Annotated in this window: 12 protein-coding genes; all 12 read right to left on the bottom strand. The window is 71.3% G+C overall.

What is annotated here, in order from left to right; genetic code table 11:
• Window positions 1-548: F0F1 ATP synthase subunit A (atpB, locus tag EES43_RS20850; protein ID WP_241192709.1), on the bottom strand; the 548-nt coding region annotated here is incomplete at its 3' end.
• Between the two features lie 359 nt (window positions 549-907).
• A complete protein-coding gene (locus tag EES43_RS20845; RefSeq protein WP_124270112.1) occupies window positions 908-1,348 on the bottom strand; it encodes a hypothetical protein in 441 nt (146 codons plus the stop codon).
• Window positions 1,349-1,614: 266 nt separating this feature from the next.
• Complete coding sequence (locus EES43_RS20840; RefSeq protein ID WP_241192486.1) at window positions 1,615-2,985, bottom strand: MraY family glycosyltransferase; 1,371 nt, start codon at window positions 2,983-2,985, stop codon at window positions 1,615-1,617.
• Window positions 2,986-3,213: 228 nt separating this feature from the next.
• Window positions 3,214-3,855, bottom strand: a complete 642-nt coding sequence (locus EES43_RS20835; protein ID WP_124270110.1) for an arsenate reductase/protein-tyrosine-phosphatase family protein — start codon at window positions 3,853-3,855, stop codon at window positions 3,214-3,216.
• On the bottom strand, window positions 3,852-4,499 hold the full coding sequence (locus EES43_RS20830) for an L-threonylcarbamoyladenylate synthase (RefSeq protein ID WP_124270109.1): 648 nt from the start codon (window positions 4,497-4,499) through the stop codon (window positions 3,852-3,854). Before EES43_RS20830 ends, EES43_RS20835 begins: the two co-directional genes overlap by 4 nt.
• A gap of 52 nt (window positions 4,500-4,551) precedes the next feature.
• Complete coding sequence (prmC, locus tag EES43_RS20825; protein WP_124270108.1) at window positions 4,552-5,397, bottom strand: peptide chain release factor N(5)-glutamine methyltransferase; 846 nt, start codon at window positions 5,395-5,397, stop codon at window positions 4,552-4,554.
• 46 nt (window positions 5,398-5,443) lie between these two features.
• The gene (gene prfA / locus EES43_RS20820) at window positions 5,444-6,520 is read right to left on the bottom strand and encodes a peptide chain release factor 1 (protein ID WP_124270107.1); all 1,077 of its coding nucleotides are present in this window, start codon (window positions 6,518-6,520) and stop codon (window positions 5,444-5,446) included.
• A 146-nt stretch (window positions 6,521-6,666) separates the two neighbouring features.
• Complete coding sequence (gene rpmE, locus EES43_RS20815) at window positions 6,667-6,891, bottom strand: 50S ribosomal protein L31 (RefSeq protein WP_030915942.1); 225 nt, start codon at window positions 6,889-6,891, stop codon at window positions 6,667-6,669.
• Window positions 6,892-7,055: 164 nt separating this feature from the next.
• Window positions 7,056-8,180, bottom strand: coding sequence for an LCP family protein (locus tag EES43_RS20810; RefSeq protein ID WP_124270106.1), 1,125 nt, complete (start codon window positions 8,178-8,180; stop codon window positions 7,056-7,058).
• Between the two features lie 124 nt (window positions 8,181-8,304).
• The gene (locus EES43_RS20805; protein WP_124270105.1) at window positions 8,305-10,080 is read right to left on the bottom strand and encodes a trypsin-like serine protease; all 1,776 of its coding nucleotides are present in this window, start codon (window positions 10,078-10,080) and stop codon (window positions 8,305-8,307) included.
• A 283-nt stretch (window positions 10,081-10,363) separates the two neighbouring features.
• Complete coding sequence (rho, locus tag EES43_RS20800) at window positions 10,364-12,397, bottom strand: transcription termination factor Rho (RefSeq protein WP_124270104.1); 2,034 nt, start codon at window positions 12,395-12,397, stop codon at window positions 10,364-10,366.
• Window positions 12,398-12,786: 389 nt separating this feature from the next.
• Window positions 12,787-13,704, bottom strand: coding sequence for a homoserine kinase (gene thrB, locus EES43_RS20795; protein WP_124270103.1), 918 nt, complete (start codon window positions 13,702-13,704; stop codon window positions 12,787-12,789).
• Window positions 13,705-13,774 lie beyond the last annotated feature (70 nt).

Genomic DNA, 13,774 nt, shown 5'->3' with positions numbered 1-13,774 from the left:
GCGTACACCGTGCCGAGCACGGTGCCGAGCATGTACCAGGTCGCGATCGTGAAGACCAGGATGAGGATGTGACCCGCGAACATGTTCGCGAAGAGTCGCACCGCCAGCGTGAAGGGCCGGACGAAGATGTTCGAGACGAACTCGATCGGCGTCAGGATCACGTAGATCGGCTTGGGCAGGCCGCTCGGCACGCACAGGTTGCGGATACCGCCCACGAGGCCGTGGTTCCGGAAGGTCACCGACATGTAGGTGACCCAGACGAGCAGGGCCAGTCCGACCGGGTAGGCGATGAGCGAGCTCACCGGGAACTGGGCGAGCGGAACGATCGCCCAGAGGTTCAGCATCCAGACGAAGAAGAACAGGGACACCAGCAGCGGGACGAACGGCTCGCCCTTCTTGCCGATGATCTCCTTGGCGATGCCGCGGTGCACGAAGTCGTAAAGCGCTTCGGCGACCATCTGCAGCTTGCCCGGAATGACCTTGGGCTTGGAGAAGCCGGCCCAGAACAGGCTCAGGATGGCGATCGTTCCGATGATCGCGAGCAGCATCGGCTTGTTGAACTCGACCGGACCGACGGTGAAAATCGGGTCGAAGATGAACGACCACGCGCTCGGGGCTGGGAATCCGCACGAGCCCTGGAACAGGTGGCAGTCAACCTCGAAGGCGAGCGTCTGGGCGTCAGCAGTCACCAGGAGCTCCTTCTGCATGGCGCATGGATACGGCTACCTCGTTGTATCGGAGCGGCTGGCAGCCGCAGGTCGGCACCGGACTGGTTCTTACGGTGAGGAGGCGGCGGCCGGGCCCGAAGCCTCGCGATGAATCAAGCGATCGCCCTGTTGCCCGCGCTCGCATTTCCGCAACCGAGACCGGACGATAGCAGCACATCGAACGCGGCTTTATCCCGGCCCTACTGGTCACGCGCTCCCCCGGCTCCGCCAGGCACGTTCCGGTTCTCGGGCTCCGGATCGACGTACAGGGTCTTGCTCCTGGCGTGCCGCACGGTCTGCGCGACGACCCAGGTGATCACCGCGGCGATCAACGAGAGGGCGAATGCCTGGAGATCGAAAAGGGTGGTGTTCCTGATGCCCATGATGAGCGCGAGCAGGAGCACGAGCTGGGCCGAGTAGACCACCAGCCCCATGCCCTGGAAGAGGTGGGGCATGGCCTTGGCGACCCATTGCAGCGCCAGCAGTCCGAGGGCCATGAAGAGGATGGCCACCACGCACCCGACCACCGCACCGATGGCCCCCTCGCCTCCGGCGAGCAGACCGCCGACGAGTGTGGCGATCGCGCCCACGGCGGCGGTGGGGGCGGCGATGCGCAGTAGTTCGCGCATGTCGGACTGCATGGCGGCGGCTCCACTTGTCTGAGGGAGGAATGGGGCGTCGTCATGGACGAGCGTAGGCCCGGTTCGCGAGGCGGCATTACAGGGCAATGGACAGTGCCACTAGGGCCCTTCGGCTTCGTCACCGGGTCTCGTGAACGGTATCACAAACTATTTGATGAGGTCTTTACCTGGAAAGTGTGCCAGTTGTCACACATGAGAGTTACCCCGCGCGTGTGTGCACGACAGGGAGGTGCAATGTCTGGTAATGCGCCCGCACACCCGAATCGTCAACGCGACGAGTCGACGGAGCGTCGATCGGGGAACCGAGATCGTGCGCCGATCGCTGTCGCTCCGTTGACGCCGGCCACTCCGACGGCCACCGGAGCCCGTTCGGGCCCCTCGTCGTCCATCTGCGGGTCGCCCGGCCCCTGTTGGCCACCCGCGCCCGCGGCCTCCGGCGGCTCGGCGTACGCGGCCGGGGACGCGGCCCTGCGGCGCCGGTAGCGCGGCGGCACGAAGCGGTTGGCCCAGCGCGGGGCGCGCGGCGTGAAACGCGGCATGAGCAGCAGCACCAGGCCCACCGCACTCGCCCCGGTGATCGCGAAGACGATCCACATGGAGGCCGAGTGCACCGAGTAGCCGACCGCGCCGAAGGCGATGAGCGCCGACCAGAAGTACATGATCAGCACGGCCCGGCTGTGCGAGTGGCCGATCTCCAGCAGCCGGTGGTGCAGGTGGCCGCGGTCGGCGGCGAACGGCGACTGGCCGTTCCAGGTGCGGCGGACGATGGCGAGGACGAGGTCGGCCGCGGGGATCGCGATGATCGTCAGCGGCAGCACCAGCGGGATGAAGACCGGCAGCATCGCGTGGGTGGCCCCGCGCTCGCCGCCCTCGAAGATCCGCATGTTGTCCGGATCGACCTGCCCGGTGACCGAGATCGCACCCGCCGCCAGCACCAGGCCGATCAGCATCGAGCCCGAGTCGCCCATGAAGATCCGCGCCGGGTGCATGTTGTGCGGCAGGAAGCCCAGGCACATGCCCATCAGGATCGCCGCGAACAGCGTCGCGGGGGCCGCCGCCTCGATCCCGTAACCGAACCAGAGGCGGTAGGCGTAGAGGAAGAACGCCGCCGAGGCGATGCACACCATGCCGGCCGCGAGTCCGTCCAGCCCGTCGACGAAGTTGACCGCGTTGATCGTGATGACGACCAGCGCCACGGTGAGCAGCGTGCCCTGCCACTGGGTGAGGGCGACGGTGCCGACGCCGGGGATCGGCAGCCACAGGATCGTCAGGCCCTGGATGACCATGACGGCGGCGGCGATCATCTGGCCGCCGAGCTTGATCAGCGCGTCGATCTCGAACTTGTCGTCCAGCACGCCGATCAGCCAGATCAGGGCGGCGCCGGAGAGCAACGCCCGTGGCTCGTTGGAGAGTTCGAAGACGCCGTTCAGGTTGAAGAGGTGGTCGGCGACGATCAGTCCCGCGCACAGTCCGCCGAACATGGCGATGCCGCCGAGCCGCGGTGTCGGCTCCCGGTGGACGTCGCGCGCGCGGATCGCGGGCATCGCCCCGACCGCGATGGCGAACTTCCGCACCGGTCCGGTCAGCAGATAGGTCACTGCGGCCGTGACACAGAGCGTCAGCAGGTAATCACGCACGGGCTGCCCCACAGAATTCGCCGGCCATCTCAGCCCCACACCCTAGTCTCTTGAACAAGGACTCCACGGTACGGGTGATGGTTGCACAGACCACGCCTACCTCGGATACGGCGGATGGCGCACGGCCGGCGCCGCCCGCGGTCCGGCTGCCCCGACTCCCCCGCGGGCCGCTGCGGGCCCGTGCGCCCGCTGTCGGGCGGGCCGGTACGCGGGTCCGCGCACCGGCCCTCAGTGCGGGGCGCTGACGCCGGTGAGGGCCGTGACGACGGGGTCGAGCGCCTGGTTGATCTCGTCGCCGATCGAGCGGAAGAAGGTGATGGGCGCGCCGTAGGGGTCGTAGACCTCGTCCGCCTCGGCGGTCGGGGCGAGCAGCCAGCCGCGCAGCGCGGCGGAGGCGCGGACCAGGGCGCGGGCGCGCTCGACGACGCCCTCGTCGCGCGGGTCGGGCAGGGTGGCGGGGTCTATCGCCCGAACCAGCCGGGTGAACTCCTTGAGCGTGAACGTGCGCAGGCCCGCGGAGTGGCCCATGGAGATGACCTGCGCGCGGTGGTCGCGGGTGGCGGTGAGGACGAGGTCGGCGCGGATCACGTGCTCGTCGAGCAGTTCCCGGCCGACGAAGCCGCTGGCGTCCGCGCCGAAGTCGGCGAGGACGACCTCGGCGTTGGCCTCCATCGGGGCGCCCTCGTGCCCCCAGGTGCCGGCGCTCTCCACGATCAGGCCGCCGCTGAGCGGGTCGCCGAGGCGGTCCACCAGGGCATGGCGGGTCAGCCGCTCGGTGATCGGCGAGCGGCAGACGTTGCCGGTGCTGACGTGGAGGATGCGGAAGGTGTCGGTCCGCCCCGCTATGCCACGCCCCTCGGGGGCGGTCAATTGGCCACCTCGAGGTCGGGGACCACCTTGCGCAGCTCCTCGACGGAGAGCGCGCCCGCCCGCAGGAGGACCGGGGTGGCGCCGGTGACGTCGACGATCGAGGAGGGCACGATGCCGGGCGTAGGGCCGCCGTCGAGGTAGACGGAGACGGAGTCGCCGAGCATGCCCTGGGCGGCGTCGCAGTCCTCGGGCGCGGGGTGGCCGGTGAGGTTGGCGCTGGAGACGGCCATCGGGCCGACCTCGGTCAGCAGCTCGATGGCGACGGGGTGCAGCGGCATCCGGATGGCGACGGTGCCGCGGGTGTCGCCGAGGTCCCACTGGAGCGAGGGCTGGTGCTTGGCGACCAGGGTGAGCGCGCCGGGCCAGAAGGCGTCGACGAGCTCCCACGCCTGCTCGGAGAAGTCGGTGACCAGGCCGTGCAGCGTGTTCGGGGAGCCGATGAGGACCGGGGTGGGCATGTTGCGCCCGCGGCCCTTGGCGTCGAGCAGGTCGGTGACGCCCTCGGAGCTGAAGGCGTCCGCCCCGATCCCGTACACGGTGTCGGTGGGCAGCACGACCAGTTCGCCGCGGCGGACGGCCGACGCGGCCTCACGCAGGCCGGTGGTCCGGTCGGTCGCGTCGTTGCAGTCGTATCGCCGTGCCATCAGCCGGCCTCCTCAAGCGGGTACGGGTACGGGTGGTGCTGCCGGGGGCCGGTCACGGCATGGCCTTGCGGGCGGTGGCGAACCGGGGGCGCCGGTTCAGGTCGGGGTGGTCGGCGGCGTCCGCCCAGCCCCGCTCCTCGGTGAAGATCCACGGGACCTGGCCGCCCTGGGTGTCGGCGTGCTCGATGACGACGAGGCCGCCGGGGCGCAGCAGGCGGTGGGCGGTGCGCTCGATGCCGCGGATGGTGTCGAGGCCGTCCTCGCCGGAGAACAGCGCCATCTGCGGGTCGTGGTCGCGGGCCTCGGGGGCCACGTACTCCCATTCGGTGAGCGGGATGTACGGCGGGTTGGAGATCACCAGGTCGACCTGGCCGTCGAGCTCGGGAAGGGCGCTCAGGGCGTCTCCGCGGTGGACGGTGACCCTGGACCCCTCGGCGTTCTTCCTGGTCCAGGTGAGGGCGTCCTCGGAGAGCTCCACGGCGTGGACGCGCGAGCGCGGCACCTCCTGCGCCATGGCGAGCGCGATGGCGCCCGATCCGGTGCACAGGTCGACGACGACGGGCTCGACGACGTCCATCGCCCGGACGGCGTCTATGGCCCACCCGACGACGGATTCCGTCTCCGGCCGCGGGACGAAGACGCCGGGGCCCACCTGGAGCTCCAGATAGCGGAAGAAGGCGCGGCCGGTGATGTGCTGGAGGGGTTCGCGGGCCTCACGGCGGGCGATGGTCTCCCAGTAGCGGGCGTCGAAGTCCGTGTCGGGCACCTGGTGCAGCTCGCCCCGCTTCACGCCGTGGACGAAGGCCGCGAGTTCCTCGGCGTCGAATCGCGGCGAGGGGACACCGGCGTCGGCCAGCCGTTGGGTGGCCTGGGCCACCTCGGCGAGCAGCAGGTTCATCGCGGTTCTCCGTACGGGTCACGGGTGTGCGGGGCGGGCGGTGCGCTTACGCGTTGGCGAGCTTGGCTGCGGAGTCGGCGTCGACGCACGCCTGGATCACGGCGTCCAGGTCGCCGTCGAGCACCTGGTCCAAGTTGTACGCCTTGAAGCCGACGCGGTGGTCGGAGATGCGGTTTTCCGGGAAGTTGTAGGTGCGGATCTTCTCGGAGCGGTCGACGGTGCGCACCTGGCTGCGGCGGACGTCGGAGGCTTCCTGCTCGGCGGCCTCCTGGGCGGCGGCCAGCAGCCGGGAGCGCAGGATGCGCATGGCCTGCTCCTTGTTCTGGAGCTGGCTCTTCTCGTTCTGGCAGGAGGCGACGACGCCGGTCGGCAGGTGCGTGATGCGGACGGCGGAGTCGGTCGTGTTGACGGACTGCCCGCCGGGGCCGGAGGAGCGGTAGACGTCGATGCGGAGGTCGTTGGCGTGGATCTCCACGTCGACCTCCTCGGCCTCGGGCGTGACGAGCACGCCGGCGGCGGAGGTGTGGATGCGGCCCTGGGACTCGGTGGAGGGCACGCGCTGCACGCGGTGCACGCCGCCCTCGTACTTCATCCGGGCCCAGACGCCCTGGCCGGGCTCGGTGGCGCCGTTGCCGCCCTTGGTCTTGACGGCGACCTGGACGTCCTTGTAGCCGCCGAGCTCGGACTCGGTGGAGTCGATGATCTCGGTCTTCCAGCCGACGCGCTCGGCGTAGCGGAGGTACATGCGCAGCAGGTCGCCGGCGAACAGGGCGGACTCGTCGCCGCCCGCGCCCGCCTTGATCTCCAGGAGCACGTCCTTGTCGTCGCTGGGGTCGCGCGGGACGAGGAGGAGGCGGAGCTTCTCGGTGAGCTCGTCGCGCTGCTTCTCCAGGTCCTTGACCTCGGCGGCGAAGTCGGGGTCGTCCGCGGCGAACTCGCGGGCGGTCTCGATGTCGTCGCCGGTCCGCTTCCAGCTCCGGTACGTGGAGACGATCGGGGTCAGCTCCGCGTAGCGCTTGTTGAGCTTGCGCGCGTTGGCCTGGTCGGCGTGGACCGACGGGTCGGCGAGCTTCTTCTCGAGACCGGTGTGTTCACCGATCAGTTCCTCGACCGCCTCGAACATTCGGGGGCTCCTGGTTGGTTACGTCTGCGGGCCTGCTGGACGGCGTGCTGCCGGCGGCGCGCACGGGGCGTCCCGTGGGCGACCGGAAAAAACGCCGGTTCCGGCGCCCTCCCGAGGAGGGCGCCGGGAACCGGCGCAGTGGCTCGCTACTTGCTGGCGGAGCCGGCAGCCTTGCCGAAGCGGGCCTCGAAGCGGGCCACACGGCCGCCGGTGTCGAGGATCTTCTGCTTGCCCGTGTAGAACGGGTGGCACTCGGAGCAGACGTCGGCACGGATGGCGCCGCCGTCGATGGTGCTCCGGGTGGTGAACGACGCACCGCAGGTGCAGCTGACCTGCGTCTCGACGTACTCGGGGTGGATGTCGCGCTTCAAGGTGTCTCCTAGTTTCGGGAGGGCTCCGGGTCGTCCGCGCTGATTGCGCGTCCGTGAACCGGGGCCGACGTACCAGTCTGCCAGGACCGGCCGTATCTCCCAAAACCGGGGGCGGGCCGCGGGTATTCCCGTACGGAACCGCACACGCCGGGTGACCGCCGGCCTCAGCGCAGGATGTTTCCGGCGTCGCCCTTGTCGCCGGCCGAGTCCTCGGTCGCGGAGGCCGGGACGGGCCGGTCGTTCCGGAGCGCGGCCCAGACCTGCCGGGCGGCCTTCTCCTGCGGCAGGACGCGGTTCGGGTCGGCCGGGTCGTACTCGACCGGCAGCGTCACCATGCGGACGTCGGCGGCGTCGAGCCCCTTGAGCCCGTTCGCGAACGCGGTGAGGCGGCTCACGGAGGCCAGGCCGGCGTCGGTGGTGACGGCCCGGGTCGCGGAGTCGGCCAGGCCGTAGAGCTTCTTCGGGCTGGAGAACAGGCCGACGTCCTTCGTCTGCCTCATCAGCGCCTTGACGAACGCCTGCTGGAGCTGGATGCGGCCGAGGTCGCTGCCGTCGCCGACGCTCTCGCGGGTGCGGACGAGGCCGAGGGACTGCTTGCCGTCCAGGGTGTGGGTGCCCGGTTCGAGGTCGAGCCGGCTGTTGGCGTCGTGGATCGCGGAGGCCGTGGTGATCTCGACGCCGCCGAGTTCGTCGATCAGCCGGGTGAAGCCGTCGAAGTCGACCTCGACGTAGTGGTCCATGCGGATGCCGGACATCGACTCGACGGTCTTCACCGCGCACGCCGGGCCGCCGACCTCGTAGGCGGTGTTGAACATCGCCCGCCGCTCGGCGGCGACCGGGTCGCCGGTGGTGTCGCTGGTGCAGGCGGGTCGTTCGACCAGGGTGTCGCGCGGTATGGAGACGACGCTCGCGGACGTGCGGCCCTTGTCGACGTGCACGACCATCGCGGTGTCGGCGCGGGCCGCGCCCTCGTCGGCCCCGTACGCTCCGTTGGCGCCGGAGCGGGAGTCGGATCCCAGCACCAGGACGTCCTGCGAACCGTCGTCGGCGTCGTCGGGGCGGTCGCCGCCGAGCTTGGCGTCGATGTCGACGCTGGAGAGGTTGCCGTTCAGCTGGAAGTAGAGGTAGCCGAAGCCCGCGCCGCCCAGCACCGCCGCCGCGGCCAGCACCCAGGCCGACACGATCAGCGCGGTACGCCGGGGGCGGCGCTCTCCGCGCTTGCGCCGGCGGCCCACGGCGCGTGCGCGCCGCGGGCTGGTCCGCGATATGTCGCTCGGATGGTCCGGCATCTGCTCACATTCCGTGACGGGGGTAAGGCGATCGACACTGGCACACACCTGTTCCAATACGCAAAGAACCTCCGCACCCGTGAGCGCGGAGGTTCTTGGGCCGGGACCGCCCCGGCCGGGCGGCTCAGCCGAAGAGGTCGTAGCTGTTGGCGGAGCTGCCCAGGAGCTTGCGGGTGCCGAAGACGCCGCTGCCGGCCTTGCCGGTGCCCGGGTAGAGGTACAGCTGTCCGGTCTTCACGCGGACGATGACGTCGGCGTGGCCGTCGCCCGTGAAGTCACCGGTGGTGACGAGTGCCGAGACGGCGTCCCAGGTGCGGACGAGGACCTTGGGCGCGAACGGGGCGCTCGCCTTGCCGGTGCCCGGGAAGACGTAGAGCTTCCCGCCGCCGCCGAGGGCGACGATGTCGGCCTTGCCGTCGTTGGTGAGGTCGCCGTTGCCGCGCACCATGGAGTACGCGAGGCCGCCGCCGCCGACGCGGCTCCGGGCGGCGAAGGTGCCGTCGCCCTTGCCGGGGTAGAGCCAGAAACCGCCGGAGGAGTCCGTCGACAGGATGTCGATACGGCCGTCGCCGGTCAGGTCGCCGGGCGCGAGGATCTGCTTGCGGCTGCCCCAGCCGGTGGCGAGCGTCCGGTCCTCCCACGCCAGCGTCCCGCGGTTGAACCACCGCCACAGCAGGGTGCCGTCGCGGTCCCGGATCAGCAGGTCGATGTTGTCGTCGCGGTCGAGGTTCGTCTGGATCACGAGGTCGACGTCGCTCCAGCCGGCGCTGTACCGGGCCTTCGTCATCCCGCCGCCGGTCGAGGCGAACTGGTACATCGTGCCGCTGGAGGCGTGGCGTGCCAGCAGGTCCGCGCGGTGGTCCCAGGTGAGATTGGTGTCGTAGGCACGGGCGTTGACGGCGGCCACGTACGTGCTCACCTTGGCGAAGACGCTGTAGGCGCCCTTCCCGACGCAGTCCTCGATGCCCCACGAGACGATGCCGGCGAGCTTGCCGCCCACCACCAGCGGACCGCCGGAGTCGCCGTTGCACGAGCCCTTCGTCGCCGCGTCGGTCGAGCCGGTGACGCCCGCGCAGACCATGTGGCCCGCGACGAAGTAACTCCCGTACGCACTGCGGCAGGCCGAGTCCGACACGATCGGCAGCGTCGCCGAGCGCAGGTTCGGGGAGCCGGCGTCGCTGGTGGAGCTGGTGCGGCCCCAGCCGTAGACCTTGCCCTGGGTGCCGGCCCGGTAGAGCGCCGTGTCGGTGTTCGCCATGACGGGCAGCGGCTTGGCCGCCACGGGCTCGAACAGCGTGAGCACCGCGATGTCGTTGTCGGCCGCTCCCTGGACGTCCTTGTACAGCGGGTGGCTCCACTGCCGGTACGGCCACGAGACGGTCTCGCCGCTGCTCGGCGTCGTGGAGGCGTTGCCGGTGGTGACCGTGCCGTTCGCCTCCCAGTCGAAGCCCTTGACGCAGTGCGCGGCCGTCGCGATCTTCGTCGGCGCGATCACCACACCGCCGCACAGGAAGCCGGTGTCGTCGGAGGCGTCGTCCGGGGTGCCCTGGTCCTCGATGTACCAGAGCTGCGCCATCCACGGGGCGGAGGAGATCGGCGTGGGGGTGCCGCCGATGACCATCGGGGCGGCCGGGTCAGGGCCGTCGCCGCCGGCGAACTCGGCCGGGGCGAGCGCCTGCCGGTCCGCGGCGGCCGAGGCGGCGACGCGCTCGCGCAGTTCGGCGGCGGACGGGGCGGCGGGGCGCTCCACGGCCGCCGGCGACGGCGGGGCCGGTTCGCCGGCTGCGGGACTCGACGTCATCAGCCCGGCGCCCAGGAGCGCGAGCACGGTGGCGGCCACGGTCGGAACGGCGAGCTTGAGCCGGCCGGAGTGCCGGCCCGCCCTGGTGCGTATGTGCACGCGGCGATCCTTCGGATAGGAACCGGCGGCACACGGAGCCCCGCCGGTCGGAGAACGGCGGGGGTGCGCGCACGGAACCGCGCACGGCACGGCGGCACTCGGCAGAGCTCTTCGCCCGCGCCGTGCCGCCTCGATGGCCCCCCACCTCAACTGACCCAGATATTACGTCAGTACGGGCGACAGGGGCACCGCTGCGGGGCGGGTGAACGAGATCCGCCCCGTCGCCGGGGCGACGGGGCGGATCTCAGGACGGCGGGACCGTCCGCGGGCTGCTTGTCGTGCGTCAGTCGTTGCCGTTGCCGTTGCCCGGCGTCGTCTTCTGGATCTGCAGCAGGAACTCGGCGTTCGACTGGGTCTTCTTCATCCGGTCGAGCAGCAGCTCGATCGCCTGCTGCTGGTCGAGGGCGTGCAGCACCCGGCGCAGCTTCCAGACGACCGCCAACTCGTCGGTGCCCAGCAGGATCTCCTCCTTGCGGGTGGAGGACGCGTCCACGTCCACCGCCGGGAAGATGCGCTTGTCCGAGAGCTTCCGGTCGAGCTTGAGCTCCATGTTGCCGGTGCCCTTGAACTCCTCGAAGATGACCTCGTCCATGCGCGAGCCGGTCTCGACGAGCGCGGTGGCCAGGATCGTCAGCGAGCCGCCGTCCTCGATGTTGCGCGCGGCGCCGAAGAAGCGCTTGGGCGGGTACAGCGCGGTCGAGTCGACACCACCGGAGAGGATGCGGCCGGAGGCGGGCGCCGCCAGGTTGTACGCGCGGCCCAGACGGGTGATCGAGTCGAGCAGGACGACCACGTCGTGACCCAGCTCGACGAGGCGCTTGGCGCGCTCGATGGCCAGTTCCGCGACGGTGGTGTGGTCCTCGGCGGGGCGGTCGAAGGTCGAGGAGATGACCTCGCCCTTCACCGACCGCTGCATGTCGGTGACCTCTTCCGGACGCTCGTCGACGAGGACGACCATCAGGTGGCACTCGGGGCTGTTGACCGTGATCGCGTTGGCGATGGCCTGGAGGATCATCGTCTTGCCGGTCTTCGGCGGGGCCACGATCAGCCCGCGCTGGCCCTTGCCGATGGGCGCGACCAGGTCGATGATCCGCGTCGTCAGGACGTTGGAGTCGGTCTCCAGGCGGAGCCGGTCCTGCGGGTAGAGCGGCGTCAGCTTCTGGAACTCGGGGCGGCCCCGGCCGGACTCGGGCGCCATGCCGTTGACCGAGTCGAGGCGGACCAGCGCGTTGAACTTCTCGCGCCGCTCGCCGTCCTTGGGCTGGCGCACCGCGCCGGTGACGTGGTCGCCCTTGCGCAGGCCGTTCTTGCGGACCTGGGCGAGCGAGACGTACACGTCGTTCGGACCCGGCAGGTAGCCGGAGGTCCGGATGAAGGCGTAGTTGTCGAGGATGTCCAGGATGCCCGCGACGGGGATCAGCACGTCGTCGTCGGCCACCTGCACGTCGCTCGCGAAGTCGTCGCGTCCGCGGCGACCGCGGCGGTCCCGGTAGCGACCGCGCCGGCCGCGCCGGCCGCCGGCCTCGTCGTCGAAGTCGTCCTGCGGGCCGTTGTCGCGGTTCTGCTGGCCCTGGCCCTGACTCTGGCCCTGGCCCTGGCCCTGGCGCTGCGGGCGCTGCCCGCCGCCGCCCTGCTGGCCCTGGCCCTGGTCGTCGCCCTTGCCCCGGCGGTCGCGCTGGCGCTCGCGGCGCTCCCCGCGGTCGCCCCGGTCGCGGCGGTCGCCGCGGCGGCCCTCGGCGGTGTCCGCGCCGGCCTCGGCCCGGGCCTCGCCCTTGGGCTCGGCGCGCTCCTCGGTCTTCACGTCGGTCTGCTGCTCCGCCTTCACCTCGGTCTTCGCCTCGGTCCGGGTGTCGGGGCTGCCCGCCTGCGCGGTCGCCCTGCGGCGGCGGCGCTCGCCCGCGGGCTGGTCGTCGCTGGCCGGCTGACCGGGGATGTCGATCTGCTGCTGGGCCGCGGCCTGCTCGGCCGCCGCGCTCTCGTCGCCGGTGCGGGCCTTGGAGGTGGCACGCCGCTTCGGCTTGCTCTCGGCCTCGGCGGGGGCGGCCGGGGCCTTGGCGGAGGTCTTGGGGGCGGCGGATCCGCCGCCGGCCTGCGCCTCCTTGATGACCTCGATCAGCTGGCTCTTGCGCATCCGCGCAGTACCCCTGATGCCGAGGCCGGACGCGACCTGCTGCAGCTCGGCCAGGACCATGCCCTCAAGGCCGGTGCCGGAGCGGCGGCGCCGTGCGGTGGTGCCAGTGGCAGCACCTTCGGCGGGCGCGGCGCTGTCGACGTTCTTGTCGGCAGTCACGCCCATCAGATCGGTGGTGTCGCTCACGAAGGGTCCTTCCCTGGAGCGGACGTCGGCCTTCTGGCTCGGCGACCGGTTGTGCTGTCCGACTGCGGTCTGTGATCTTGTCTGGATCGCGGACCTTGCCGGGGCGGTGGTCCGCCGGGTACGGCGGAGAGATGAACGTGCGGGGTCCGGCGCGAGATCCCCCTGCTCGGCCCACTCCTGGACGAGCGAGGGGTGTCGTGCCGGTTCCGGAGCGTGCTCGAAACTGCTCAGACAGGCTGCTCAGGCAGTTGGGGAGGCTCCCGGAAGAATGGTGGTCCCGGAGGGGGACACGGAGCAACGCGCCCAGAAGACGTCGGTTGCAGACTTGAGGTTAACACTACCGGCTCCAACAAACATTCCCCCTCTCGTTCACCGGTAATCGCATGCTGTTACGCGCCCAGCGGCAGAACGCCGGCGCCCGGGGCGTCCAGGGCCAGCCGGTTCGCCGCCCAGCCCTCCCCCGCCAGTCGGGCGACCTTGTCGGCCGAACCCTCGTCCGCCAGCGCGAGGACGGTGGGCCCCGCGCCGGAGATGACGGCGGGGACGCCGTCGGCCCGCAGCCGGTGGACGAGCTCGACGCTCTCGGGCATGGCCGGGCCCCGGTAGTCCTGGTGGAGCCGGTCCTCCGTGGCGGCGAGCAGCAGCTCGGGGCGGCGGGTCAGCGCCTCGACGAGCAGGGCCGCCCGGCCCGCGTTGTGGGCCGCGTCGACGTGCGGGACCGTGCGCGGCAGCAGGCCGCGGGCGGTCTCGGTGAGCACGGGCCGGCCGGGGACGAAGACCACCGGAACGACGGACGGCGCGGGGTCCATCCGGATCGCGCGGGCCGCTCCACCGTCCATCCAGGCCAGCGTGAAGCCGCCGAGCAGGCAGGCCGCGACGTTGTCCGGGTGGCCCTCGATCTCGGTGGCCAGCTCCAGCAGGGCCGCGTCGTCCAGGCGTGCGTCGCCGCCCGTCGTCACGGCGCGGGCGGCGACGATCCCGGCGCAGATGGCGGCGGAGGAGGAGCCGAGGCCGCGGCCGTGCGGGATGCGGTTGGCGCAGACGATCTCCAGGCCGCGCGGCTGTCCGCCGAGCAGGTCGAAGGCGGTGCGCAGGGAGCGTACGAGCAGGTGGCTCTCGTCGCGCGGCAGCGTCTCGCCGCCCTCGCCGGCGATGTCGATGTGCAGCCCGGAGTCGGCGACCCGGACGACGACGTCGTCGTAGAGGCCGAGGGAGAGGCCGAGGGCGTCGAAGCCCGGGCCCAGGTTCGCACTGGTGGCGGGGACGCGCACCCTGACGGCGGCGGCTCGGAACGCGGGACCGGCCATCGGCTGGACGACTCCTTGTAAGGCGGGGATGCGGTGCGGGTGGCTCTGCGGGGGCGGTGGATACGTGGGG

Origin of the sequence: Streptomyces sp. ADI96-02, assembly GCF_003846185.1 — a bacterium.
Taxonomy (GTDB): domain Bacteria; phylum Actinomycetota; class Actinomycetes; order Streptomycetales; family Streptomycetaceae; genus Streptomyces.
The sequence above is the reverse complement of the archived record's forward strand: the minus strand, read 5'-3'. Positions and strand labels throughout refer to the sequence as shown.

Bases quoted from the DNA above. Each gene is read 5' to 3' on its own strand.
- EES43_RS20845 (WP_124270112.1), bottom strand. From the start codon at position 1,348: ATGCAGTCCGACATGCGCGAACTACTGCGCATCGCCGCCCCCACCGCC.
- EES43_RS20830 (WP_124270109.1), bottom strand. From the start codon at position 4,499: ATGGCACGGCGATACGACTGCAACGACGCGACCGACCGGACCACCGGC.
- prmC (WP_124270108.1), bottom strand. From the start codon at position 5,397: ATGAACCTGCTGCTCGCCGAGGTGGCCCAGGCCACCCAACGGCTGGCC.
- prfA (WP_124270107.1), bottom strand. From the start codon at position 6,520: ATGTTCGAGGCGGTCGAGGAACTGATCGGTGAACACACCGGTCTCGAG.
- EES43_RS20810 (WP_124270106.1), bottom strand. From the start codon at position 8,180: ATGCCGGACCATCCGAGCGACATATCGCGGACCAGCCCGCGGCGCGCA.
- thrB (WP_124270103.1), bottom strand. From the start codon at position 13,704: ATGGCCGGTCCCGCGTTCCGAGCCGCCGCCGTCAGGGTGCGCGTCCCC.